This is a genomic window from Pseudomonas gingeri, from assembly GCF_013385635.1.
Classification (GTDB): domain Bacteria; phylum Pseudomonadota; class Gammaproteobacteria; order Pseudomonadales; family Pseudomonadaceae; genus Aquipseudomonas; species Aquipseudomonas gingeri_A.
Genome location: NZ_JACAPR010000004.1, coordinates 22,337 through 48,098, shown reverse-complemented (window position 1 = coordinate 48,098; position 25,762 = coordinate 22,337). Strand labels below are relative to the sequence as shown.

Annotated in this window: 20 protein-coding genes; 16 read left to right on the top strand and 4 right to left on the bottom strand. The window is 61.5% G+C overall.

Annotated features, from left to right (window positions below; translation table 11 throughout):
- Positions 1-245: 245 nt before the first annotated feature.
- From HX851_RS03495 to HX851_RS03485, 3 genes are read left to right on the top strand one after another with little or no spacing between them, the layout of a single operon-like run.
- Positions 246-1,130, top strand: coding sequence for an MBL fold metallo-hydrolase (locus HX851_RS03495; protein WP_177065033.1), 885 nt, complete (start codon positions 246-248; stop codon positions 1,128-1,130).
- A gap of 16 nt (positions 1,131-1,146) precedes the next feature.
- On the top strand, positions 1,147-2,415 hold the full coding sequence (locus HX851_RS03490) for an NAD(P)/FAD-dependent oxidoreductase (protein WP_177065032.1): 1,269 nt from the start codon (positions 1,147-1,149) through the stop codon (positions 2,413-2,415).
- Entirely contained in the window at positions 2,412-3,233 is an 822-nt protein-coding gene (locus HX851_RS03485; RefSeq protein ID WP_017125776.1) for a sulfite exporter TauE/SafE family protein, read from the top strand. The genes HX851_RS03490 and HX851_RS03485 overlap by 4 nt, the downstream gene beginning before the upstream one ends.
- Here HX851_RS03485 and HX851_RS03480 read toward each other — a convergent pair.
- Positions 3,228-4,133, bottom strand: coding sequence for a hypothetical protein (locus HX851_RS03480; protein ID WP_177065031.1), 906 nt, complete (start codon positions 4,131-4,133; stop codon positions 3,228-3,230). The genes HX851_RS03485 and HX851_RS03480 overlap by 6 nt on opposite strands.
- Positions 4,134-4,247: 114 nt before the next feature.
- Positions 4,248-4,688: a carboxymuconolactone decarboxylase family protein gene (locus HX851_RS03475; protein ID WP_017125774.1), complete on the bottom strand. Its 441-nt coding sequence runs from the start codon at positions 4,686-4,688 to the stop codon at positions 4,248-4,250.
- A 187-nt stretch (positions 4,689-4,875) separates the two neighbouring features.
- On the opposite strand from HX851_RS03475, the gene pdxR reads away from it, so the two are divergent.
- The 9 genes from pdxR to HX851_RS03430 all read left to right on the top strand — a co-directional run bounded on the left by pdxR (position 4,876) and on the right by HX851_RS03430 (position 17,153).
- On the top strand, positions 4,876-6,303 hold the full coding sequence (pdxR, locus tag HX851_RS03470) for a MocR-like pyridoxine biosynthesis transcription factor PdxR (protein WP_177065030.1): 1,428 nt from the start codon (positions 4,876-4,878) through the stop codon (positions 6,301-6,303).
- 132 nt (positions 6,304-6,435) lie between these two features.
- The gene (locus HX851_RS03465; RefSeq protein ID WP_017125772.1) at positions 6,436-6,933 is read left to right on the top strand and encodes a sigma-70 family RNA polymerase sigma factor; all 498 of its coding nucleotides are present in this window, start codon (positions 6,436-6,438) and stop codon (positions 6,931-6,933) included.
- Positions 6,933-7,898, top strand: a complete 966-nt coding sequence (locus tag HX851_RS03460; protein WP_177065029.1) for a FecR domain-containing protein — start codon at positions 6,933-6,935, stop codon at positions 7,896-7,898. The genes HX851_RS03465 and HX851_RS03460 overlap by 1 nt, the downstream gene beginning before the upstream one ends.
- A gap of 555 nt (positions 7,899-8,453) precedes the next feature.
- Positions 8,454-8,843 carry an adenosylmethionine decarboxylase gene (gene speD, locus HX851_RS03455; RefSeq protein WP_177065027.1) on the top strand — a complete coding sequence of 130 codons (390 nt, stop codon included), beginning with the start codon at positions 8,454-8,456 and terminating at the stop codon, positions 8,841-8,843.
- On the top strand, positions 8,827-10,233 hold the full coding sequence (locus tag HX851_RS03450; RefSeq protein WP_177065026.1) for a coproporphyrinogen-III oxidase family protein: 1,407 nt from the start codon (positions 8,827-8,829) through the stop codon (positions 10,231-10,233). Before speD ends, HX851_RS03450 begins: the two co-directional genes overlap by 17 nt.
- 15 nt (positions 10,234-10,248) lie before the next feature.
- The gene (locus HX851_RS03445) at positions 10,249-11,463 is read left to right on the top strand and encodes an MFS transporter (RefSeq protein WP_177065025.1); all 1,215 of its coding nucleotides are present in this window, start codon (positions 10,249-10,251) and stop codon (positions 11,461-11,463) included.
- Positions 11,444-13,516, top strand: coding sequence for an Orn/Lys/Arg family decarboxylase (locus HX851_RS03440; RefSeq protein ID WP_177065024.1), 2,073 nt, complete (start codon positions 11,444-11,446; stop codon positions 13,514-13,516). Before HX851_RS03445 ends, HX851_RS03440 begins: the two co-directional genes overlap by 20 nt.
- An 18-nt stretch (positions 13,517-13,534) precedes the next feature.
- The gene (dinB, locus tag HX851_RS03435; protein ID WP_177065023.1) at positions 13,535-14,620 is read left to right on the top strand and encodes a DNA polymerase IV; all 1,086 of its coding nucleotides are present in this window, start codon (positions 13,535-13,537) and stop codon (positions 14,618-14,620) included.
- A gap of 100 nt (positions 14,621-14,720) precedes the next feature.
- Complete coding sequence (locus HX851_RS03430) at positions 14,721-17,153, top strand: TonB-dependent receptor (protein ID WP_177065022.1); 2,433 nt, start codon at positions 14,721-14,723, stop codon at positions 17,151-17,153.
- A 96-nt stretch (positions 17,154-17,249) separates the two neighbouring features.
- On the opposite strand, the gene HX851_RS03425 is transcribed toward HX851_RS03430, so the two are convergent.
- Positions 17,250-18,710 carry a mechanosensitive ion channel domain-containing protein gene (locus tag HX851_RS03425; RefSeq protein ID WP_177065021.1) on the bottom strand — a complete coding sequence of 487 codons (1,461 nt, stop codon included), beginning with the start codon at positions 18,708-18,710 and terminating at the stop codon, positions 17,250-17,252.
- Positions 18,711-18,794: 84 nt separating this feature from the next.
- The gene (locus tag HX851_RS03420; RefSeq protein ID WP_177061083.1) at positions 18,795-19,661 is read right to left on the bottom strand and encodes a pirin family protein; all 867 of its coding nucleotides are present in this window, start codon (positions 19,659-19,661) and stop codon (positions 18,795-18,797) included.
- A gap of 254 nt (positions 19,662-19,915) precedes the next feature.
- Between HX851_RS03420 and HX851_RS03415 the strand changes: the two genes are divergently transcribed.
- From HX851_RS03415 to HX851_RS03400, 4 genes are all read left to right on the top strand, one after another.
- Positions 19,916-20,455, top strand: a complete 540-nt coding sequence (locus tag HX851_RS03415) for a PaaI family thioesterase (protein ID WP_177065020.1) — start codon at positions 19,916-19,918, stop codon at positions 20,453-20,455.
- A 158-nt stretch (positions 20,456-20,613) separates the two neighbouring features.
- On the top strand, positions 20,614-21,735 hold the full coding sequence (locus HX851_RS03410) for an efflux RND transporter periplasmic adaptor subunit (protein ID WP_177065019.1): 1,122 nt from the start codon (positions 20,614-20,616) through the stop codon (positions 21,733-21,735).
- Between the two features lies 1 nt (position 21,736).
- Positions 21,737-24,811 carry an efflux RND transporter permease subunit gene (locus HX851_RS03405; protein WP_177065018.1) on the top strand — a complete coding sequence of 1,025 codons (3,075 nt, stop codon included), beginning with the start codon at positions 21,737-21,739 and terminating at the stop codon, positions 24,809-24,811.
- A gap of 320 nt (positions 24,812-25,131) precedes the next feature.
- Positions 25,132-25,665: an REP-associated tyrosine transposase gene (locus HX851_RS03400; protein ID WP_177065017.1), complete on the top strand. Its 534-nt coding sequence runs from the start codon at positions 25,132-25,134 to the stop codon at positions 25,663-25,665.
- The last annotated feature ends 97 nt before the right edge of the window (positions 25,666-25,762 follow it).

Below are 25,762 nucleotides of genomic sequence, written 5' to 3'. Positions count from 1 at the left end.
AAGGCCGGAGCTTAATACAGGCCGGGGGCTTCTGCCATCCCCTGCCATTGACTGCCACAATGACTGCCAAATCCTGCCAGCTATTTACCATCAAGCAGAGAACTTCGGCAATTACGCTGATAAAAATCAATGAACAGGTAGAAAAATAAAAACCAGTGCCTGGCATGCTTATTGAACTCTCTGACAGACAAGGGAAGGACCCCGGCTGGACAGGTCGTCCCCTCCCCCTTTGCCTGGAGCACGCAATGATCATCGGCGACAAGCTGACCGTAGAAGCCTTTTTCGACCCCAATACCTGGACCATCAGCTACCTGGTGATGGACCGCGACACCCGCCACTGCGCGCTGATCGACAGCGTGCTCGACTACGACCCCAAGTCCGGGCGCACCCGCACCGAGTCGGCGGACCGGATGATCGCGCGGATTCGCGAACTGGATGCCCGGGTCGAATGGATCCTGGAAACCCATGTGCATGCCGATCACTTGTCGGCCGCCGCCTACCTCAAGGAACAGCTGGGCGCCAAAGTGGCGATCGGCAGCCGCATCACCCTGGTCCAGCAGGTATTCGGCGAACTGTTCAATGAAGGCAGCGAGTTCAAGCGCGACGGCAGCCAGTTCGACGTGCTGCTGGCCGACAGTGGTGAATTCAGCATCGGCCACCTCAAGGCCGTCGCCCTGCACACCCCGGGACACACTCCGGCGTGCATGAGCTACCTGATCCGAGACAACGACGAAACCGTGGCCTTTGTCGGCGACACCCTGTTCATGCCCGACTACGGCACCGCCCGCTGCGACTTCCCTGGCGCCGATGCCCGCACCCTGTACCGCTCGATCCGCAGCCTGCTGGCGCTGCCGCCGCAGACCCGGCTGTTCATGTGCCACGACTACCTGCCGGGCGGTCGCGAGTTGCAGTACATGACCACCGTCGCCGAACAGCGCGCGCGCAATATCCATGTGCACGAAGGCATCGACGAAGACACCTTCGTCAGCATGCGCGAAGCCCGCGACGCCACCCTAGAGATGCCGGTGCTGATGCTGCCCTCGGTGCAGGTCAACATGCGCAGCGGCCACCTGCCCGAGCCGGAAGACAACGGCATGCGCTACCTGAAGATCCCGCTCAATGCCCTCTGAACCAGGACCCGCCCCCATGAATTCGACACCTGAAAAAGCCCCGATCCAGCACCAGATCGTGATCGTCGGCGCCGGCGCCGCCGGCATCGCCGCCGCATCCAGCCTGCTGGCCCGCGCGCCCGGCCTGGATATCGCGATCATCGATCCGGCCGACAACCATTACTACCAGCCGGGCTGGACCCTGGTCGGTGCCGGTGTGTTCAGCCCGGAATCCACCGCCCGGCCGCTGGCCTCACTGATGCCCAAGGGCGTGCAGTGGATCAAGGCCGCGGTCAGCGCCTTCGAACCGCAGTCCGACACCCTGGTATTGGCCGACCGGCGCCGCATCGGCTATCAGCAGTTGATTGTCTGCCCCGGCCTGAAACTTGACTGGGCCGCCATCGACGGCCTGGAAGCGACCCTCGGCCGCAACGGCGTGACCTCCAACTACCGCTACGACCTGGCGCCCTACACCTGGAAACTGGTGCAGGAGCTGCAACAGGGCCAGGCACTGTTCAGCCAGCCACCGATGCCGATCAAGTGCGCCGGCGCTCCGCAAAAAGCCCTGTACCTGTCCTGCGACCACTGGCTGCGCAACGGCCGCCTGGGACAGATCCAGGCCCGTTTCTTCAATGCCGGCGCGGTGCTGTTCGGCGTCGCCGACTATATCCCGGCGCTGATGGAGTACATCAACAAGTACGCGGTGGACCTGCAGTTCGGCCACAGCCTGGTGGCGGTCGACGGCCCGGCGAAACAGGCGACCTTCGCCCGCACCCTGGTCGACGGCAGCCGGGAAACCCTGGTCCGGCCTTTCGATATGCTGCATGTGGTGCCGCCACAGATCGCCCCGGACTTCATTCGCGCCAGCCCCCTGGCCGATGCCGCCGGCTGGGTCGATGTCGATCCCGCGACCTTGCAGCATCGCCAGTTCGCCAATATCCACGGCCTCGGCGACGTGACCAACACCAGCAACGCCAAGACCGCCGCCGCCGCGCGCAAGCAGGCGCCGGTGGTGGCCAACAATGTGCTGGTGGCCCTCGGACGCCTGCCGCGCCAGGCGGTCTACGACGGCTATGGTTCCTGCCCGTTGACGGTGGAGCGCGGGAAAATCGTCCTGGCCGAATTCACCTACGGCGGCAAGCTGGCACCGACCTTTGCCCCATGGCTGCTCGACGGGCGCAAACCGACCCGCCTGGCCTGGTGGCTGAAGGAGCGCCTGCTGCCGCCGCTGTACTGGCGCGGTATGCTCAAGGGCCACGAATGGCTGGCCCGACCGACGCTGAAAGCGGACAAGCAGCCGGTATGAATGAACATATGCTGCTGGGCGCCGGACTCGGCACGCTGATCGGCGCGATCCTCGCCCTGACCGGAGCCGGTGGCGGCATCCTGGCGGTGCCGCTGCTGGTGTTCGGTCTCGGCCTGTCGATGGTCCAGGCGGCACCGATCGGCCTGCTGGCGGTGGGCCTGGCGGCCGCGGTCGGCGCCCTGCTCGGCCTGCGCCAGGGCATCGTCCGCTACCGGGCCGCCGGTTTTATCGCCGGGATCGGCATCCTGCTCACGCCGCTGGGTTTGTGGCTGGCCCACCGGCTGCCCAACGAACCGCTGGCACTGGGCTTTGCCGTGGTGATGGTCTATGCCTGCGCACGGATCTTCAACAAGGCCCGCCACGAGTTGCTGCATGGCCAGCCGGCGCCACGGGCCGATTTCCTGCCCTGTGTGCTCAACCCGTTGCAGGGTCGGCTGCGCTGGACCCTGCCCTGTGCCCGGGCGCTGACCGTGACCGGCATGCTGTCGGGGTTGTTGTCGGGACTGCTCGGGGTCGGCGGCGGCTTCGTGATCATCCCCGCCCTGACCCGCTATACCAACCTGGACAGCAAAAGCATCGTCGCCACGTCCCTGGCGGTGATTGCCCTGGTGTCCGTCGGCAGCGTGGTCACGGCGACGCTGTCCGGAGTGATGCACTGGTCGATCGGTGCGCCGTTCGCCGCCGGTGCGGTACTGGGGCTGGTGCTCGGTCGCCAGGTCGCCGGACGACTCGCCGGCCCGAGACTGCAGCAGCTGTTTGCGCTGGTCGGGGTACTCGCGGCCCTGATGCTCGCCGCCGGTGCCATTGGGCTGTCATAAGCCCGGAGCAGCGGCTCGATAGGGCTCCAGATAGTCGCAGCCGAGCAGTTCATGCAGCCGCCGGCCGTCGCTGAGCCGGCGGAAAAAACCCGGCGACTGCCAGGGTGCCCGGCCATCGACATTCGGCGCACCGCGACCGGCGAGGACATCGTCGATCCACAGCGTGCGGGTTTCGAAGGAGATCCGCGTCAACCCCGTGTGGTTGGGCACTCCGGCATGGGCGTGAGCCCCGGAGAATGCCAGCAGCGTGCCGGGGTCGATCACCACCGGTATGGCACTTTCGCCTTCGATGGACTCCAGCAGGTGCGCGATGGCCTGGTCGGCATCCACCGTATTGCGCCCGTCACGGTGTGAGCGCTGGACAATCTGCTGCAGATCGAAGTCGGCGCTGCTGTTGGCCAGCGTCCGCTGCCAGAGCTGCGGATAGATCGCGAAGGTACGTCCGGCGCTGATGGGGTAGATCGGGGCCCACCAGTTGGTCTGGGCGTAGAGGTTCGAGCCCCAGGTATCGCGGTGAAAGGCAATGGTCGCCGTCGCGCGGTCCCGGGGGGCCGTTCGACCGGGCTCGGACGGTGGCTGGAAGCGCAGGTGCAGGCGGTCACAGGCAATCCCGGAAGCCGCCAGCCCGAGACTGTCGAGCACCTGCCGCCAGCAGCGCCGTACGCCATCATGCTGATGGAACTGAGCCTGCAGGCGAGTAATACATTCCGCCTGCCGTGCATGGTCCAGATGCCGGTGAACAAGCGTCGGGTCATGGGGATACAGGGTTTCTTCCAGCAACCCGCGGGCCACGTCGACCAGTTCCTGCATGGCCGGCAACGCCAGGGCAAAGATCTCCCCGGCGTAGATCCGCGTGTGAAAGGCTTCCGGCAACGCCGGTGGCTGCAACAGGCTGTACATCCGCTCTCGCTCCCCAGGGTGCTGGCTCACAGTTCCACACTGTAAAAGCCCGCGTCCGCCGGGAACAGCCTCAGTGGCGCGGAAAAACAGGCGCTCAGTCAGACGTGACCGCGATCACTCCACCGGCATCTTGCGGAAACCGATGGCCAGGCGATTCCAGCTGTTGATGGTGTTGATGGCCAGGGTCAGGTCGACCATTTCCGTCGGGCTGAACTCGGCACTGAGCAGCGCATAGTCTTCGTCCGAAGCGTGAGTCTCGGAGATCCGGGTCAGGGCTTCGGTCCAGGCCATCGCCGCACGTTCGCGAGCGCTGAAGAACGGCGTTTCGCGCCAGGCCGAGAGCGTGTACAGGCGCCGTTCGGTTTCCCCGGCCTTGCGGGCGTCGGCGCTGTGCATGTCGAGGCAGAAGGCGCAGCCGTTGATCTGCGAGGTGCGCATCTTCACCAGTTCCAGCAGGGACTTTTCCAGCGGCAGCTTGTTGACCGCGTTTTCCAGGGCCAGCATGGCTTTCATGGCATCCGGGGAAGCGGTGTAGAAATCGATACGAGGTTGCATGGTGTCGCTCCTGATAACGTTGGGGATGACGCTACGTTAAGCCCACCGGACGCCAGGCCAAATAGCCAATTCCGGCAAAGATCGGGAAGCCAATCGTCCGGGCCCGGACAGCGGATGCCAGCCCGGCCACGGCAGGCTAAACTGCGCCCCACCGCGCACGGCTTTTCTCCTCTCAACGAGCCTTCCCATGGAATTGCATATCAACCTCGAGGGTCGTCGCGACCTGGCCAGGCAGATCACCGAACAACTGCGCACGGCCATCACCCAGGGCCAGTTGGTCGCCGGCACGCAGTTGCCACCCACCCGCCTGCTCGCCGAACAACTGGGGGTTTCGCGCAAGACCGTGGCCGATGCCTATGCCCAGTTGACCTATGACAACCTGCTGGTCGGCCGGGTCGGTGCCGGGACATTCGTCAACTCGCATATCCCCCAGGCCCGTGCCAAGGCCCAGGGCGAGGAACTGGCCGGCGCGGCGGTGATCCAGCAATGGCGCGAGGCGTCGATGCCGATGCATCACCCCATCGGTACCCTGCGCTACGACTACCTCGGCGGGGCCACCAGCAAGAACCAGTTTCCCCATGACGAATGGCGCCGCAGCGTGCTGTTCGCCCTGCGCCAGACCGCCCAGGTGCGCGGCCTGTACAGCCAGCCGGAAGGCATCCCGATGCTGCGCGAGGCGATTGCCCGGCATATCGGGTTTTCCCGTGGTGTGCGCTGCAACAACGATGACCTGCTGGTGACCAACGGCGCCCAGCAGGCCCTCGACCTGATAGCCCGGGTGCTGGTCGAGCCCGGCTGCACCGTCGCCGTCGAGGACCCCGGCTACCCGCCGGCGCGGCTGCTGTTCGCCGCCCAGGGCGCCAGGGTGGTCGGCATCCCGGTGGATGACCAGGGCATCCGGGTCGAGCTGATTCCCGAGGGCACGCGGCTGATCTACGTGACCCCGGCGCACCAGTTTCCCCTCGGCATGCCCATGAGCCTGGAACGCCGCCTGGCCTTGCTGGAGCGCGCACGGGAGCTGGGAGCGATCATCATCGAGGACGACTACGACTGCGAATTCCGCTACGAAGGACGGCCCACCGACTGCCTGCAGAGCCTCGACCAGCATGGCCTGGTGGCCTATGTCGGGACCTTCTCCAAGACCCTGCTGCCGGAGCTGCGCCTGGGCTACCTGGTGGCCCCGCCCGGCCTGCTCAAGGCGCTGATCTCGGCCAAGCAGTTGACCGACTGGCACACCGCGACCCTGACCCAGTGGGCCCTGGCCAAGTTCATGGTCGACGGCTACCTGCTCAAGCATATCCGCCGCTGCCACCAGGCCTACGCCAGCCGCCGCGAACACCTCATCGAACGGTTGGACGGCGACCTGTCGCCCTGGTTCCAGCGCATCCATTCCACCGCCGGCTTCCACCTGGCGATCCTCGACAAGGGCGAATTGAATATCCCGCTGCTGATCGACCTGGCGAAAAAGGTCGAGGTCGGCCTGTACCCGCTGGCGCCCTTCTACCACACCGCCACCCCACGCACGGGCCTGCTGATGGGCTACGGCTCCATCGAAACCCTGGATATCCAGCCGTCGCTGGACCGGGTGCGCGAGGTGCTCAGGCAGATCGCCTGATCCGACCGGCGGCATAACCACCGATTCACTCGCCCACACGGGACAATTGCCAGCTCGCGATGCGCACCGCTAGAATGCGATCAATTCTTAATTACATTCAGGCAGGATGCCGCGTAGCGAGCAGTCGGTCCCATGTCGTCAGCCCATCACCCCTATATTCATACGCTCTACAGCGAGCATCATGGCTGGTTGCAGGGCTGGCTCAACCGCAAGCTGGGCAACTCCTTCGATGCCGCGGACCTGGCCCACGATACCTTCCTGCGTCTGTTGACCCGCCCCGCCGCGCGTTCCCTGGGCAGCGAGCCACGGGCGCTGCTGACGCATATCGCCAAGGGCCTGCTGATCGACCGCTGGCGCCGCCAGGACGTCGAGCGGGCCTATCTGGACACCATCGCCCATCTGCCGCCGCAGGAAGTACCGTCGCCGGAAACCCGCCTGCTGATCCTTGAAACCCTGTGGCGCATCGAGGCACTGCTGCGAGAGATGCCGCGCAAGACCCGCGAGGCGTTCCTGCTGTCGCAGATCGAGGGACTGACCTATGCCCAGATCGCCGAGCGCCTCGGGGTCTCGCTGGTCAGCGTCAAGCGCTACATGCGCGAGGCGTTTATCGCCTGCCTGAGCGTCGCCTGATGTCCACACCGGCCATCAACCCGCATATCCTCGGCGAAGCCGCCGACTGGCTGGTGCAATTGCATTCCGGCACCGCCACCGCGGCGGATCGCCAGGCCATCGAGCAGTGGCGCCAGCGCAGCGCCGAACACGCCCAGGCCTGGCAACGGGCGCAGGCGATCCTCGGCGACTTCCGCAGCGTACCGGCGGGGATCGCCCTGCAGACCCTCAAGCAGGCCGAGCGCCAGCACGGCCTGGGCCGGCGCCAGGCACTCACCCGTCTTGGCCTGTTGCTCCTGGCCGGGCCGATCGGCGTGGCCTGGCAGCATGCCTCGTGGGAACAATGGAGTGCCGACCAGCGCACCGCCGTCGGCGAGCAGAAAACCCTGACGCTGACAGACGGCACCCAGGTCGTGCTCAACACCGACAGTTCGCTGGATATCGCCTTCAGCGGCCATGAGCGCCGGCTGATCCTGCTGACCGGCGAGATCCTGATCAGTACCGCCAGGGACCCCGCCCCGGCTTACCGGCCATTTATCGTCGAGACGCCGCAAGGCACCGCGCGGGCTTTGGGGACTCGCTTCAATGTGCGGATCGATGGCCATCGCAGCGAAGTCGCGGTGCTCGAAGGCGCCGTGGAACTCAAGGCCCAGGCCGGCGGACCGGGTTCGACACTGCAGGTCGGGCAACGCGCGGGCATGCGCCATAGTCGGGTCGAGCCGCCGGAGAGCTTCGATACGACGAGCCTGACCTGGGATCGCGGCATGTTGCTGGCGCGCAACATGCGCCTGGCGCAGGTGCTGGATGAACTGGGGCGTTATCGCCCGGGGGTTTTGCGTTATCAGGCGGATGTCGCCGAGATGCGGGTGTCGGGGGCGTTCTCCCTGAAGGACACCGACTCGAGCCTGCAACTGTTGCAGAACACCTTGCCGCTGAAGATCAGCCGGTTGACCCGGTACTGGGTGTCGGTCGAGAGCCGGGTGTGAGCTTCAGGAGTTCTTTGCGGCCCCCGCTGATTTGAAGATGTCTTTTTCAAAACCTGCCCCCTGGGCAAAGACAATGCACAGTCAGCTTTTCCAGATAGAGCCTATTAAAAACCCAAGAAAAATCACACAAACAAAAAGAAATGTAATTCAACAACAAAAGAAAACTCTTACATTAATCTTTATAAAACAAAAACATTAAGATCAAGCCCTAGCCAAACAACGCACCCCACCTTATAAAAAACAAATCATAAACTCCAAAAAAATCAGCCACATCCAAGCACCCCTACAAAAACAGAAAAACAAACTTACAAACTACAGTTTGTTTTATACACAAAGCACACCTAATTTTCACTAACCCTAAGTAGATTAGGGCCACAACCCAACGCAAAACAACAAAGAGAGAAAACTCATGAAATCTGCAATCAAACTTTTCAAAACCGACATCACTGACGTAACCACCAAGGGCGTCTGCATGTGGTAATACGTAGAGGAAGGGGCAGTCTCTGACTGCCCCTTTGACTATTTATTCTTCTCTCAGACGGGAGGAAATTAACTATGGAAGATCGTGGCTATCATACCATCTGGGACATAACCGGCGCCAGCGCCCAGCTGCTACGCAACGATAACGCACTACACCGGTTCTTTCTGTCCACCCTGCAAGACTCGGGCTTTACCGTAATCAGTGACATGCTCCATAAGTTCGCTGCTGGCGGAGAGGGTGTTACTGGTTTATTCCTGCTGTCTGAGTCACACCTTTCCTATCACACTTATCCGGAAAGCGGCTATATCAGCATTGATGTTTACACCTGCGGTAAGAAAAATCACTCGATCAACGAAGGCATTGCCAGTTTTTTTGGCAACAAAGTGCAGATGAACCGACGAACACTGTTACGGGGTAGCGCTTTGAGTAACCCGCAGGGGGTGGCGTATGCAGCTTATCAATAATGGATTTATAAAATTCGATTACCAGTTCCCAATCTATAATTTTTTCTTTCCTTCACAGTCTTTCAAGGTATATCAACCATCAGCAAAAAAACTATCGAAAATATTGAATACTGCCAATCTCCAAGCCCGTTCTCGCGCCTTGTATTTCCATATTCCTTTCTGCGAGGCAATCTGCTCGTTCTGCCCATTTACCCGTGGCCTATACAAGAATAGCCAGGATATCGACAGGTACACCAGAGCGCTGATCAGTGAAATCGAGTACAAGGCGAATCTTATTGACCTGAAAGCAGTTCCTATAAGAGCCATATTTTTCGGGGGAGGCACACCGTCACTGCTATCACCTCGCAATATCCATGATATCGGCGAGGCACTACATCGCCATTTCGACATGTGCACGGTGGAAGAATTTTCCTTTGAGTTCAATGTATCCAGTGTGACGCCTGAAAAAGTGAGTGCCCTGGCCGAGATAGGTGTATCACATGCGCGCTTTGAGCTGCAGACCATCGACCCCGAATGGCGTCGCCTGTTCAATCTCGATCCCGATATCGGTCAGATTGAGCTGGCCGCCAAGTTACTTCTGTCGAAGTTTGACAACGTTCTATGCGATATCATGTATGGCATGAACGGTAGTAGCGAGCTGCAGACACTAACCGATATCGACAAGGCTGTTGAACTTGGACTGAGCAATATCGATATTTACCCGATCAACAACGCTGCAACCTCAGTAAAGCTGCACAGGCAGATCAAAGCACGGTTCACTGAAACCATGTCGGCTATGCGCAAGCTGAATATGAAATTCATGATTGACGCGCACCTGCGGCAGAAGGGTTACGTGCCCTATAACGGTCACGGTTACGTATACATGCCGGGTGTTACAGAGCCCTTGATCACCGATGGCTACTCATTCATCTATCACGAGCATGTCTACGGCTACACCGATCATGATCTCCTCGGTTTCGGCGTTGGAGCGATCTCCTCGGTGGCAGGTAACGTCATCACCAATACCTCACTACGCGAAAAATACACCCAGCGGATGGCAGAGGGAGAATGTCTCTGCCAGGTCAGTCAGCACGAGCCTCTACTTGATGCCGTAAAGCCTCTGGTATTGCGCCTGCCCTACCACGGTAAGGTTGAAAAAGGTCTGATGGCGGTTGAACGGATGCCGAAGGGCCTGATGGAACGGCTCAACTCACTGATCGAGGCCGATCTGGTTGTGGAAAGCGAGAATGACTATCGCCTAACACGGCTCGGCTGGATCTGGTACAGCAACATAATGTTCTACCTGATTCCGGAGAGCGAACAGAACATTCTCAGACAATTGGTTTATGAGCGCCTGGATACGCCGGGACGTGACATTACCGAGGATGAGTTGATCTATGCAGCGAGCTAAGAAAGAGCAATCGACATGCGAGCGTTGAGTCTGAATCGAGGTACGCGCACTCTTTCAGTCGGCTATTTTTTCTCAAAATGCGGTGAGTTCGCATTCGAGACGACCTTCGCTGTTGCCGTCGTCTCGATGGCCGAGGCGGATCTGTTGTTTATCGGTGTGGTTTATTTCTTCCGCTATTTACCGAGCGTAGTATGCTCCCCCATCGGAGGCTGGCTGGCGGATAACTGCGAGAAAAAGCACACTCTGGTGAGAGTGGAGTTGGCGAAAAGTCTTCTGGCGCTGGCCTTCTTTGCCTTGTTTACCCTGTCCACCCCGACACTAGGTGCAGTCATCGGATTGGCGATGCTGATGACCGCGCTAGATTGCTTGTATGTGCCGACGTTCCGTGCCTACTTTCCTGATATCGTCGAGAAGGATCAGCTGTCCTCGGTCAACAGCGGCGTGCAAGTAATCGAGGACATTTCCTCAATTCTCGGCCCTCTGGTTTTTTCGATACTGGCCCTGCTGCTGTCCAGTAATGCGACATTTCTATTCTTCGGTTTCAGTCTGCTGTTGTCCGCCGTCAGCATCACCCTGTTGGAACCCGGAAAGAGAAGCCCAAAAGTCGCTTTTGATGGCCTGATCCTGATACGTGATGCGGCCCGATGCGTGGGCAAACTCAGGATCGATAACGCGCCACTGTTCGCAGTGATTTGCTGTACAACACTTTGTGCCTTATTCGCGACTTCGGTGATCCGCTTCATTCTTCCAGCCTCGGTACTTGAACACTTCGCTTCCGAAGCAGCGGTTGGCTATGTGTTCTCCCTGTTGGCCGCGGGCACGGTGCTGGGCGGAGTGCTCTACACCTGGTTCAACAAACACACCACCGCACGCCTGGTGCTGCGCTACTGGGTCGTGTATGGCGCACTCTTCGCCACGGCCGCCGTGGCGCTCGAATTCAATAGCTGGTTATTCCTGCTGATTCTGTTCTTTGTCGGGTTCGTTGGCGCCTTTGTCGATATTGCCATCGTCACCAATATCCAGTGTCTGTCAAAAGATCATGAAGTCGGCAAGAACTTCTCGCTGTACTACTTTACAGCCGTTATCGGTGATGCTGCTTCGGGGCTGGTCGCCAGTCTGGTCTACATGCTGGCGGGGCCGGCTACTTTCATCTGGATGACGCTCATGCTGTTTGCCGCACCGTTACGCTGGAATATGAAAGGAAGCCTTGATGATAAGAATCGTGCATAGCGTCTCAATCACCTTGGGTGACTGGCCCAATGTGCAGGCCCGTTCGTTGATCGTCGGTGAAAATCTCGCCCGCAGTTCGGCACTGTTGCTGACATCAGATGACGCACTGGATGACCACGTGACGCAGATAGTAAAGCGATGGAAGCTGCCTCTATTCATCGTTGGCGATCCTGGAGATCCTCCCATCGAGAGCCCTCTGGCAACCCACCTGCAAGCGCCACTGTCCGACGAGGACATGGTCAGGATAATCGCTGCGGCGCAAATCTACGAGCAACAAGCATTGCCTCCGTTCAGTCGTACCGTAGCAGCCTTTGTCGCCAGACAGAAGCCAACCTATGCCTGTCCAGGTCATCAAGGGGGCGGTGGCCTGGACCAACATCCGGCCGGTGCTCGGTTCAAGCAATTGGTGGGGTCTGGAGTTTTCCAGATTGATGTCCCCCACGCAGCACCGGAATTGGGTGACGTCCTCAGCCACGAAGGTCCTGTACGTGAGGCGGAACAACTGGCGGCCAAGGTTTTCGGGGCTGACGAGACGTGGTTTGTGCTCAATGGCACGTCCACTGCGAATAAGGTGGTCACCAGTGCTCTGCTGGCAGCAGGTGATTTGGTGCTCATGGATCGCAACAATCACAAGTCTGTGTTCATCGGGGCATTGGTGCAATGCGGTGCATTGCCGGTCTATCTGGAAAACGTCCGGAATGGGTTGGGCATTCTTGGCGGCTACCGCCCTGGGGCTCTGGACGAAGACCGACTAAGGCAAAAAGCCGCGGTGCTTTGCGAACGCCGTGCCCGACAGCCCCGACCGTTTCGCTTGGCGGTAATCCAGCACGCCACGTGTGATGGGATCATTGTCGATGCCGCTGCCCTGCTGGAACGAATAGGGCATTTATGTGACTACGTCCTGTTCGATGCCGCATGGGCGGGCTATGAACCTTTTATTCAGTCCCTTGCCGAGCTTTCGCCGATGGCAGCGCCCTTGACCAGGGCATCGCCGGGCATTCTGGTTACTCAGTCCGTGCACAAGCAGATGTACGGACTTTCACAGACCTCGCAGATTCACAAGAAGGACCGGCACATCCGACGACAAGCAAGGTACTGCACACGACAGGTATTCAACAGTGCATTCATGCAGCACGCCTCCACCAGTCCATCCTATCCCTTGTTCATGTCCTTGGAGGTCAACGCGGCCATGCTCGCCGAGGGTGAAGGTGAACGTCAGTGGGAACGCGCTGCACTTACCGCCGACGCATTGCGCAACGAGGTCACTCAACAATGTCAGCTTATCAAGCCACTGATTTCGACATCAGGTCCAAACGACTCGATTGCGTACCCTATAGACAGTCAGGGAGGTGCATCGGGTATTGAACCAGGATTGCATTACAGAGATCCGTGCAAGGCGATTTTTCTAACCCGTGGCAATGGTCCTACATCACTCGAAGTGCCAGCATGTGTCGTAGCAATGTACTTACACGACAATGACTTCACGCCTGAAAAAACAGATTTCTATAACTTTACCCTGCTGATAACACCATCCAGTGACGTTACTGGTTTAGCGCGACTAGTCACTTGCCTGAAAGTATTCGAAGCCCACTTACGGGGAAAAAAACCGGTGCTTGAAGTACTGCCCTCACTACGGCATACAGCGACGCGCTATCACGGGTGGTCCCTATATGAACTCTGTCAGCGGATCAGTAAGCTTTATGTCACCCACCAAGTCGAAAAACTACAAAGTGAGATCTTCAGTTCGATCGATTTGGCTGTCTACGACCGATCACCTTACGTTGCCAATCAACAGTTTGTGCAAGGCAAAGCCAGATTGAGAAAATTGGGAGATGCTCTCGGAATGGTGGCTGCAGAAGGAGTCATCCCCTACCCTCCAGGGGTCATGTGTATAGCCCCTGGCGAGCGTTGGACAGCTGCGTTGGTGGCTTATCTGCAGGCCATTGAAGTAATAGCCATGCAGCACGCTCAATTTGCACCACATGTTCAGGGCCTGCATGAAATCCATAACGAAGACGGAACAGTCTCACTCGGAGTCTTAGTACTTGACTGAAAGATTCGGTGCATCGATATGCTTGCAAACCGGAAAAGCTCCAGCTCAGGAAAAAAGTACATCCATGTCGACATGGATTCTTTCTTCGTATCTGTCGAACTCCCTGAGGCGCCCTGGCTGCGTTCACGACCAGTAGCTGTCGGGGGCCAGGCAGCCGAACGTGGAGTTATCAGTACAGCCAACTACATCGCAAGGCGATTCGGAGTGAAAAGCGGGATGGCGACCGCGACAGCACAACGTCTGTGCCCCGAACTGATATTGCTGCCCGTGCGCTTCAATCTTTACGAGGCCATGACTCGCAAGCTCGATGGCATTTTTCGGCGTTATACATCAAGGGTCGAGTTTCTTTCCCTCGATGAAGCCACGCTGGATGTATCCGGGCAACCCCACTGCAACGGTTCGGCCACCTACATGGCAACTCAGATTCGTGCAACGATCGAGCAGGAACTGAAACTGACCGCATCAGCGGGTGTCGCTCCTTTGAAGTATCTGGCCAAGATCGCATCGGAGGTGAACAAACCGAACGGACAATTCGTCATTGCTCCCGGGGAAATAGATGCCTTTCTCTCGACCCTCGACATTCGTAGAATCCCAGGAGTTGGCCCCAAAACCTGGGGGGTGCTGGAAAACCTGGGCTGCTGTCGATGTGGCGACGTGACTGCCGATAAGATCCCCATGCTACTGCGTTATCTGGGCGCTCACGGTTTTTATGTCTGGGAACGCTGTCAGGGCAAAGAGGATCATGAGGAAAAACCCAGCGAGATCCGCTCGCTGGGAGTTGAGCACACACTGCCTTTGGATTGCCATGACTTCGCACTCTGTACAGAGAAACTGAAGACCCTGCTAGCTGTGCTCCGACCCCGCCTGAGCGAAATCGGCGAAGATGAGTACATCATCAAGAATTACGTCAAACTCAAGTTTTCTGATTTTTCCGCTTCAACTGCCGAAGCACCTGCACTGGGACTGGAGCCTGAAGTGATGCATGGCTTATGTCGAAGGCTCTGGAATACCAAGAGACAAGGACGTGCTGTACGCCTGGTAGGCATAGCGGTCAAAACACGACGCAAGATATTGAATCAGCAACAGCTGGAACTATCGTGGTAGAGGGCCTCAAAAAATAATTGCTATTAACTGATACCTTTTCCGCTCTCGTCCGGTGTGTGGATAACCCCTTGCGTTTCCACGCGTCCGACAGGATTGTTCGATGACTTCCAGGCCTTCCTCCCCCCTCACTCCCCGCCTGCCACTCAAGGCCCTGACCCTGGCCGTCGGCCTGAGCCTCGGCGTGACGCTGCCGCCTGCCAGCGCCGCCGAAGTCGCCGCCGAAAACACCCCGCACCGCTACACCATCGGTGCCGGCCCGCTGCATCAGGTGCTGGCGCAGTTCGCCGTTGCCGCCGGCGTGCCCCTGTCCTTCGACCCGGCGTTGCTCGGCAACCGCCAGAGCCCCGGCCTCGACGGCAACTACAGCGTCCAGCAAGGTTTCCAGCAACTGCTGCAGGGCAGCGGCTTCGACCTGGTCAGCAGCGGCGGCAGCGGCTACACCCTCGCCCCCCACGTCGAGGCCAACGGCGCCCTGGAGCTGGGTGCGACCAACATCAACGGTCAGTCCGCCCAGGATGCCGAGGTCTACGCCGGCGGCCAGGTGGCCCGCAGCGCCCGCCTGGGCATGCTCGGCACCCAGTCGGTCAAGGATGTGCCGTTCAGCGTCACCAGTTTTACCGCCCAAACCATCCGCGATCAGCAGGCCCAGACCGTCGGCGATGTGCTGCTCAACGACGCCTCGGTGCGCCAGTCCGCAGGGTTCGGCAACTTCTCCCAGGTGTTCATGATTCGCGGTCTGCCGCTGAACGGCGACGATATTTCCTATAACGGTTTGTATGGCGTGCTGCCGCGGCAGATCATCGCCACCGAGGCCCTGGAGCGGGTCGAGCTGTTCAAGGGCCCGAACGCCTTTGTCAACGGCGTCACCCCCAGCGGCAGTGGGATCGGCGGCGGCGTCAACCTGCAGCCCAAGCGCGCCGAGGACACTCCGACCCGCAGCGTGACCCTCGATGCCGGCGGCTCCGGCCGTACCGGTGGGCATATCGACCTGGGCCAGCGTTTCGGCGAGGACAATCGCTTCGGCGCACGGGTCAACCTGCTGCAACGCGAAGGCGATACCGGTATCGACGACGAAGACCAGCGTTCGACCCTCGCCACCCTCGGCCTGGATTATCGCGGCGAGCGCCTGCGGTTGTCGGCGGACTTCGGTTACCAGAAGCAGGTGATCAACCAGGGCCGGCCGGTGGTCTACCTCGGCGCCGGCCTGAGCAAGGTGCCCCATGCCCCCTCGGCCAGGGACAACTACGCCCAGGACTGGAGCTACTCGCAACTGGAGGACACCTTCGGCATGGCCCGCGCCGAGTATGACTTCAGCGACAACTGGACCGGCTACGTCGCCGGAGGCGCCAAGTACACCCGGGAAAACGGCGTGTACTCTTCGCTGACCCTGACCGACCTGGCCGGCAACGGTCGCGGCGGCATGCTCTATTCGCCCCACGACGAGGAAAACAAGAGCCTGATGGCCGGGCTCAACGGCCGTCTACAGACAGGACCGGTCAGCCATCAACTGAACTTCGGACTGGCCGGCATGTGGGGCGAACAGCGCTCGGCCTACGAAACCATCGCCACCAGCGCGCGCTACTTCAACAATCTCTACGATGTAGTCCCGCGCCCGCGGCCGGTCGCCACCTCGTTCGGCAGCGATATCCACGACCCGCGGATCGTCGGCAAGAACCAGATAAAAAGTACGGCGGTGGCCGATACCCTGGGCTTTCTCGACGACCGCGTGCTGCTGACCCTCGGCGTGCGGCGCCAGTCCATCGTGGTCGATGGCTGGAGTACCGTCACCGGCGCGCGCAACGCCAGTTACGAAGAGTCCGTCACCACACCGGTCTACGGGCTGGTGATCAAGCCCTGGGAGCATGTGACGTTCTACGCCAACCGCATCGAAGGCCTGGCCAAGGGCCCGACGCCGCCGACCTCGGCGGTCAACCGCGACGCCACCTTCGCCCCGGTGCGCAGCAAGCAGGTCGAGGCCGGGGTACGCCTGGACATGGACACCTACGGAGCGAGCCTGGGGGTCTACCGGATCGAGCAACCGTCGAGCTACACCGGCTCCGACAACGTGTTCCGGGTCGATGGCGAGCAGATCAACAAGGGCGTCGAACTCAACCTCTACGGCGAGCCGCTGGATGGCCTGCGCCTGCTGGGTGGGGCGACGGTGATGAAGACCGAGCTGGATGGCACCCTCAACGGCAGCAATGACGGCAACCGCGCGGTCGGGGTGCCGAGCTTCCAGCTCAACCTGGGCGCCGACTGGGATATCCCGGGGATCGAAGGAGCGGCGTTGAGCGCCCGGATGCTGCGGACCGGCGGGCAGTATGTAAACGCCGGCAACACCCTCAGTCTGCCGACCTGGAACCGCTTCGACCTGGGCTCGCGCTACCGTTTCAAGCTGGATGAAAAGGCAATCACCTTGCGCGCCAACCTGGAGAACGTCGCCAATACCGCCTACTGGGCCTCGGCCAACGGCGGCTACCTGACCCAGGGTACGCCGCGTACCCTGAAAGTCTCGGCCACCGTGGACTTCTGATAGGCCGCGTTATCGTTCTTCGCGGGCAAGCCCGGCGCCTGCGGGTTCGGCGTGGAACACTCAATGTGACACGCCAACCCGGGTCGATCACTCAGGTCAGACCCGGCTGCGCAACCACTGCATGAAGCCACTCTTCGGCACCACCTTGGGCACTTCGCGGGTCAGGTTCTGCGCCGCGTGCAGACGGTGATCGAGCAGGCTCTTCATTGCCTCGCTGATGTCGTGGCGGGCATCCAGGCAGGGCTTGAGGTATTCCTTCTCGATGCGGTACAGCATGCAATCGGTCTTGGCCGTGAAGTCCGCCGGCACGCCTTCTTCGGAGAGGATCCCGGCCTCGCCGATCACCTCCCCCGGTCCCATCCGCCCGGCTTCGATCGGCTTGTCGCCGCGCAGCAAGGTAACCGAGACCACTCCCGACTCGATGATGAACAGATGATCGCTGACCTCGCCCCGCGGCAGGATCACGCTGCCGGCGCGGAACAGTTGCGGGGTCATGTTCTGGCTGAAGGTGTCCTTTTCCTCCGAACGCAGGGTCGAGAAAATCACCGAGCTTTCCAGCAAGGCCCGCGAACGGGAAATGGTCGACGGCGACGTGCTCTCCCCCGTCGACAACAGGCTCACGCCCGAGGCTTGCAGATGCCGGAACGCCAGGTCATAAAGCTGGTTGCGCACCTCGCGCTTGAGGCCCATCGACACCACGAAACCACAGATCTCGTATTCCACCCCCGCCGCGCTGGAGCTTTTCAGGGCCACGCTCGGCGCTGGCGTCGTCAGCAGCGTCCGGCAGCCGAGCATCGCCCGCTCCAGGGCCTCGATCACCACGTGCGGCCGGGCATGGGGACTGACCTGCAGGCTGATGACCACACCATGCATGTCCCTGGGCCGGCTGAAGTTGATGATCTTGGCTTTCGCCGCCAGGGAGTTGGGCACCACCGCCAGGCTGCCCTGGGAGGTCTGCATGCGCGTGGCGCGCCAGTCGATATCGACCACCTTGCCTTCGATGCCGTCGATGGAAATCCAGTCATCCACCTGGTACGGCTTGGTGGTGTTGAGCACGATGCCGGAGAACACGTCGCTGAGGGTGCTCTGCAACGCCAGGCCGACAATGATCGCCAGGGCCCCGGAGGTCGCCAGCACGCCCTTGACCGGCAGATCGAGCACATAGGCCGCCGCCGCGACAATCGCGATCAGGAAAATGATCGCCCCCAGCACATCCTGCAACAACCGCCCGGCATGCCCGACCCGCTGCATCATCACCGTACCGAGCAACACCGTCAGGGTCCGCGCACCGAACAGCCACCAGCCGATCTGCAAGCCGGTGGCGGCCAGGTGCCGGGGCACATCCTCGGGCCAGGGTGCGATCTGCAGGGGGTTCATGCCCTCGTTGAACAGCACCAGGCTGTACAACGTAAACACCGACAGGCGCACCACCAGCTTCCAGGTGCTGCTGCGGCTGCCGAGCAGGCGCCAGAGCAACAGGTCGACCACCAGCAGCAGCAACGCACATAACAGGGGGTGTTCGGACAAGAGGGGGTGTTGAGTGAACAGGTCTGGCATCGCACGACTCCGGGAGCAACTGGACAGCTGCAAGCTTCAAGCGCCAAGAATAGCCCGCTTTCACTTGCAGCTTACAGCTCGCCGTCAGCTGTGCATCGTTCCGAAGCGCCCGCTGTGGAAGTCGGTGAACGCCTGGTGGATTTCCGCCTCGCTGTTCATCACGAACGGACCATGGCCGACGATCGGCTCGTCGATGGGCTCGCCGCTGAGCAACAGCAGTACCGCGTCATCGTTGGCCTCCAGGGACAACTGTGCGCCGTCCCGCGCGAATAGCACCAGTTGCCCCGGACGCGCCACGGCCTCGCCATTGACCAGCACCGTACCGCGCAGCAGCACCAGCGCCGTGTTGCGGCCGGCGTGCAGGTCAACGTCCAGCGTCTTGCCGGCGTTGAGGCGGATATCCCAGACATCGATGGGGGTGAAGGTCCGTGCCGGCCCCTTGTGCCCGTCGAACTCACCGGCAATCAGGCGCAGGCTGCCGGCGGCGTCCTTGAGGGCGATCCGCGGGATATCGCCGTCGAGGATGTTCTGGTAGCCGGCCGGGGCCGATTTGTCGCGTGCCGGCAGGTTGACCCAGAGCTGGACCATTTCCAGCTTGCCACCACGGCGGGCAAAGGCTTCGGAATGGAACTCCTCGTGGATGATCCCCGCCGCCGCGGTCATCCACTGCACGTCGCCCGGCCCGATCACGCCGCCGGCACCGGTGGAATCGCGATGCTCGACTTCGCCGTCATAGACGATGGTCACGGTTTCGAAACCGCGATGGGGATGCTGACCGACCCCGCGGCGCTCGTCGGTCGGGGTGAATTCGGCCGGCCCGGCGTGATCCAGCAACAGGAACGGGCTGATCTGCTGGCCCAGATTGTCGTAGGAAAACAGCGTGCGCACCGGGAAACCATCGCCGACCCAATGGCCGCGCGGACTGGTGTAGATGCCAACAATCTTTTTCATGGATGCCTCCATCAGGTTATGAGGCACAGCTTAGATTCGTTATGTTTTTGGCGGTAGTCGGCAAAAACCGATCTGATCGTTCCACCCATGGAACGACTGGCTTCCGGGTCCGATCCAGCTCATCCGCCCTGGGGCTAATGCTCACGAGGGGAGTGCGGGGGGCTGGATTAATTTATATTTCGACCATAATATAGATAAATATTATACCTGTAATTTTTTCTCTCATTGCTTTTCACCCACGGTCGAGGTGCCCCATGCAAAGCCCAACCCGCGATGCCACGCTGGCTCAATGGATAGCCCAGGAACAGGCCATGCGCAGTCGCCTGCAAGCCCCCGGCAGTCTCACCATGGCCCAGGTCAGCGAACTGACGCCGGCGCAGTTCTTCGATGGCATCGGCAACGGCGAGCTGCCCGCGCCCCCTATCGGCGATCTGCTGGACTTCGTGCCCATCGAGTGGTCCGAAGGTTTGTTCCTGTTCCAGGGCACTCCCGACAACCGCCACTACAACCCGCTGGGTATCGTCCACGGCGGGTATGCCGCGACCCTGCTGGACTCGTGCATGGGCTGCGCGGTGCATACCCGCCTGCAGAAAGGCCAGGGCTACACCACCCTGGACCTGCGCATCAGCTACGTACGGGCCCTGACCAACCGCAGCGGCCCGGTCCGCGCCGAAGGCAAGGTCGTCCACCTCGGGCGCTCCACCGCCCTGGCCGAAGGTCGCATCTACGACGTCGACGGCCGGCTTTATGCGACGGGCACGACCACCTGCATGATCCTCGAACCCCGGGGCTGAGCCTCGCCTGACTCGACACTACGCCTCCCTGTAGGAGCCGGCTTGCCGGCGATCCGGGCGACGCGGAATGACAGGACACCGCGTCGATAGGATCGCCGGCAAGCCGGCTCCTACCAGAGCAGCGTTGTTTTCAGAATCGAATACATGAGAATCAAGCCATGAAGCCCTTCAACACCCACCTGGCACGCCTGACCCCACTGGCCCTGCTGGTCCTGCTCGGCGGTTGCAACAGCCAGGCCGATACTGGCGTCGACGCCGCCCCGCCCCGTGCCGTCCTGGCGGTGCGGGTGGAACCGGCCAACCAGCAGCAGAATGCCTATACCGGGGTGGTCGCCGCCCGCACCGAAAGCGACCTGGGGTTCCGCGTCGGCGGCAAGGTGATCGAGCGCAAGGTCGATCCCGGCCAGCGCGTGCACAAGGGCGATACCCTGCTGGTGCTGGATATCCAGGACTTCGACCTGGCCCTCAAGGCCGCGAAAAACCGCGTCATCGCCGCCCAGGCGCAACTGCGCCAGCGCCGTGATGACGCCAACCGCTACCAGCGCCTGACGACCACCGGGGCCATCTCCCGGCAGATCTTCGACCAGGCCGCGACCAACCTGCGGGTCGCCGAAGCGGAAATGGCCTCGGCCGACTCCGACGCCCGGCAGATCGAAAACCGCCGCACCTACTCGGTGCTCAAGGCCGATGGTGACGGGGTGATCACCGAAGTCCGGGTCGATCGCGGCCAGGTCGTCGCCGAAGGCCAGGTGGTCGCCCGCCTGGCCCAGGACGGTGCCCGCGAAGCGGTGATCAACCTGCCGGAGAACCAGCGCCCACTGGCCGGCAATCCGGCCCAGGCCTTCCCCTTCGGCGCTCCGGACCAGGCCGTCGGTGCGCGTCTGCGCGAGTTGTCCGCGGCGGCCGATCCGAGTACCCGGACCTTCCGGGCCCGCTATGTACTCGACGGCCAGGCCGAGCGCTTCGCCATCGGCTCGACCATCACCGTGCGCCTGTCAGCCGCCGGTCAGGAACAGACCCGCGTGCCCATCGGCGCCCTGCATGATCCCGGCACCGGCACCGGCGTGTGGCTGATCGGCAGCGACAACCGGGTCAGCTTCGCCCCGGTCAAGGTCGCCAGTCTCGGCCAGGAATACGCGGTGCTCGACAGTGGTGTCAGCACCGGTCAGCTGATCGTCGCCCTCGGCGCACACCTGTTGCATCCCGGCGATCCGGTGCGGGTCCCGGTCGCCCAGGCCCTGGCCTTGAACCGAACGCTTTCCCCTGTCCAGGATCGTTGATATGCGCGGCCTCAATCTTTCCCAACTGGCGGTCAAGCACCGCGCGGTCACGCTGTTCCTGATCCTCGCCATCCTCGCCTCGGGGATCTTCGCCTTCGGCAAGCTGGGGCGTTCGGAAGACCCGCTGTTCACCGTCAAGATCATGACCGTGACCGCCGCCTGGCCGGGCGCCACGGCCCAGGAAATGCAGGAACAGGTGGCCGACCGCCTGGAAAAACGCCTGCAGGAGCTGGACTCCTACGACCGGGTCGAGACCATTGCCCAGCCCGGTTTTGTCTCGATGAAGGTCAGCTTCCTCGACTCCACGCGGCCCGATGAAATCCAGGACCTGTTCTACCAGACCCGCAAGAAACTCGGCGACGAAGCCTCGAAACTGCCCAAGGGCGTGATCGGACCGTTCTTCAACGATGAGTATTCGGATGTCTATTTCGCCCTCTATGCCCTCGAAGCCCAGGACCTGCCCCATCGCCAGCAGGTGCAGATGGCCGAGAACCTGCGCCAGGGCCTGCTCAACCTCCCCGGGGTGAAGAAGGTCAATATCCTCGGCGAACAGGCCCAGCGGATCTTCGTCGAGTTCTCCTATGAGCGCCTGGCGACCCTGGGCATCAAGCCGGAGCAAATCTTCGCCGCCCTCGCCGCGCAGAACAGCGTGACCCCCTCGGGTTTTGTCGAGACCGCCGGGGCCCGGGCCTATATCCGCGTCGACGGCGCCTTCGACAGCCTCGCGCTGATCGAAAACGTGCCGCTGGTGGCCAATGGCAGGGTGCTGCGGATCGCCGATGTGGCGACGGTGACCCGTGGCTATGAAGACCCGCCCGGCTATCGCATCCGCCATCAGGGCGACCCCGCGCTGATGCTCGGCGTGATCATGGAAAAACACTGGAACGGTCTGGAACTGGACAAGGCCCTGCAGGCCGAGGAAACGCGCATCCACGCGGACCTGCCGCTGGGCATGCGTTTCGACAAGGTCGCGGACCAGGCGAAGAACATCCGCCTGGCAGTCAACGAGTTCATGCTGAAGTTCTTTGTCGCCCTCGCCGTGGTGATGGTGATCAGCCTGCTGGCCCTGGGTTTCCGGGTCGGCCTGGTGGTGGCCGCCGCCGTGCCGCTGACCCTGTCCATCGTCTTCGTGATCATGCTGATGACCGGGCGCGAGTTCGACCGCATCACCCTCGGCGCGCTGATCATTTCCCTCGGCCTACTGGTGGACGATGCGATCATTGCCATTGAAATGATGGTGGTGAAACTCGAGGAAGGCTTCGACCGCATCCATGCCGCGACCTTTGCCTGGAGCTCCACCGCGGCGCCCATGCTGACCGGCACCCTGGTGACCATCATCGGTTTCCTGCCGGTGGGTTTCGCCCGCTCCAGTGCCGGGGAATACGCCGGGAACATCTTCTGGATCGTCGGCTTCGCGTTGATCGCCTCCTGGCTGGTGGCGGTGGTCTTCACCCCGTACCTGGGGGTCAAGCTGCTGCCAGACATCAAACCGGTCCCGGGTGGCCACGAGGCGATCTATGACGGTCGCTGGTATCGGCGTTTCCGTGCCCTGGTGGAACGCTGCATCGCCCACCGCTGGCTGGTCACCGGGCTGGTGGTGGCGGCCTTTGTCCTCTGCGGCCTGGGCATGGGCGTGGTGAAGAAGCAGTTCTTCCCCAACTCCGACCGTTCGGAACTGATCCTCGAGGTCTATATGCCGCCGGGCAGCGCCTTCAAGAGCACCGAGGCGGTAACCGCCCAGGTGGAGAAGGCCTTGCTGGAGGAACCGCAGACCCTGCTGGTGGACAGCTATGTCGGTGGCGGTGCGCCACGCTTCTTCCTGTCGCTGAACCCGGAACTGCCGGACCCGGCCTTCGCCAAGCTGATCGTGCAGACAGCCGATGCCCATGCTCGCGATGCGCTGAAACTGAAGATGCGCGAACGGATCGCCGCCGGCGAATTTCCCTCGGCGCGGGTACGGGTCACGCAGTTGCTGTTCGGTCCGCCGGTGCCCTTCCCCGTGGTCTTCCGGGTGTCCGGGCCGGATGCCGACGTGCTCCGTGGACTGGCCGAGCAGGTGCGCCAGGTGGTCGCGGCCAACAAGCTGACCCGCGACGCCTTCCTCGACTGGGGCGAGCGCACCAGCGGCTATCGCCTGGCCCTGGATCAGGATCGTCTGCGTCTGCTGGGCTTCACTCCGGACCAGGTGAAATCCCAGCTCAATGCCCTGCTCAGCGGCAACCCTATCACCGAAGTACGCGAAGGCACGCGGGTGGTGTCGGTGGTGGCGCGCTCCCGCGGCGACCAGCGCGAAGACCTCGGCAACCTCGACAACATGACCCTGACCAACAACGCCGGGGAGTCGGTGCCGCTGTCCCAGGTCGGGCATTTCCAGCCGGTGATGGAGGATCCGATCCTCAAGCGCCGCGACCGCGCCACTACCTTTGAAGTGCGTGCCGACATTGTCGACGGCAGCCAGCCGCCGGATGTCGAGCTGGCGGTCTGGGCCGACCTGCAGCCGCTGCTGGCCAAGCTGCCGGGCGGCTACCGGGTGGTGATCGCCGGGCCCGTGGAAGAAAGCGTCAAGGCCAACGTCGCGCTGGCGGCGCTGTTCCCGATCATGATCCTGCTGACCCTGCTGGTGATCATGTTCCAGGTGCGTTCGTTCGGCGTGATGTTCATGGTCTTCGCCACCGCGCCCCTCGGCCTGATCGGCGCGGTGCCGACCCTGCTGTTGTTCAACCAGCCATTCGGTTTCAACGCGATTCTCGGGCTGATCGGCATCGGCGGGATCCTGATGCGCAACACGCTGATCTTCACCGACCAGATCCGCCAGAACCAGGAACACGGCATGGCGATCCGCGAGGCGATCATCGAAGCCACGGTACGCCGCGCGCGACCGGTGGTGCTGACCGCGCTGGCGGCGGCACTGGCGTTTATCCCGCTGACGCTGTCGGTGTTCTGGTCGTCGCTGGCCTATGTACTGATCGGCGGCGTCCTGGTCGGCACCTTGCTGACCCTGCTGTTCCTGCCGGCGCTGTGCAGCCTGGTACTGGGACGCGTCACCCGCAAGGCCACGCAGGAAGTCCACGCCTGACGTCCTCGCACCGATCGTTCCCACGCGCCAGCGTGGGAATGCCTATCCGGATGCTCTGCGTCCGCTTTGGATGTGTGACGCGGAGCGTCACGGGCCGCGTTACCACGCGGAGCGTGGGAACGATCGGTGGGGTGAGGCCGGTCTGTATACGGTTGTGTTGGGGTGGTTCTGCGTCGATAGCCATATCTGCTGACACTTTGCGCTGCAGCCACTCTTCGACGTCATCTAAGCTCCAATGATGATCATTCCCACGCTCTGCGTGGGAATGCCTCCACCGACGCTCCGCGTCGCCAAGCCACCGCCGATTCAAGGATGAATCCATGGGCAGAAGCCGCTACACCATCACTGAACCCGATAAACCCCACTTCCTCACCTGCACTGTGCTGGAATGGCTGCCTCTGTTCACCCGCCCCGCCCTCGTCACCTTGCTACTGGACTGCTGGCGTTATCAACAAGCCAATCAGGGACTGCGCCTATATGGCTACGTCGTACTGGAAAACCATCTGCATTTCGTCGCCCAGGCTCCCGAGTTGAACACATGCCTCAGCAGCTTCAAATCATTCACCGCGCGCCGGATCATTGATCACCTTCAAAAGAACAACGCGGAACGTGCATTACAGCGCCTGCGCTTCAGCAAACGCGCTCACAAGCAGGACCGGGTCTATCAGTTCTGGCAGGAAGGCTCACACGCCGAATTGGTGTACAGCGAACAGGTCATGCGCGAAAAGCTCGACTACATCCATCACAACCCGGTGAAGCGCGGTTACGTCGATCAAGCAGAGCACTGGCGATACTCCAGTGCTCGCAACTACGCGGGACTGGAAGGGCTGATCGAGATTCAGCGCTGGTACTAGCTTGAATTTGCCCGCAAAAAACTACCGATCATTCCCACGCTCCCGAGTGGGAATACCTCTCTGGGTGCTCCGCTTTCGCTTTGGATGTGTGACGCGG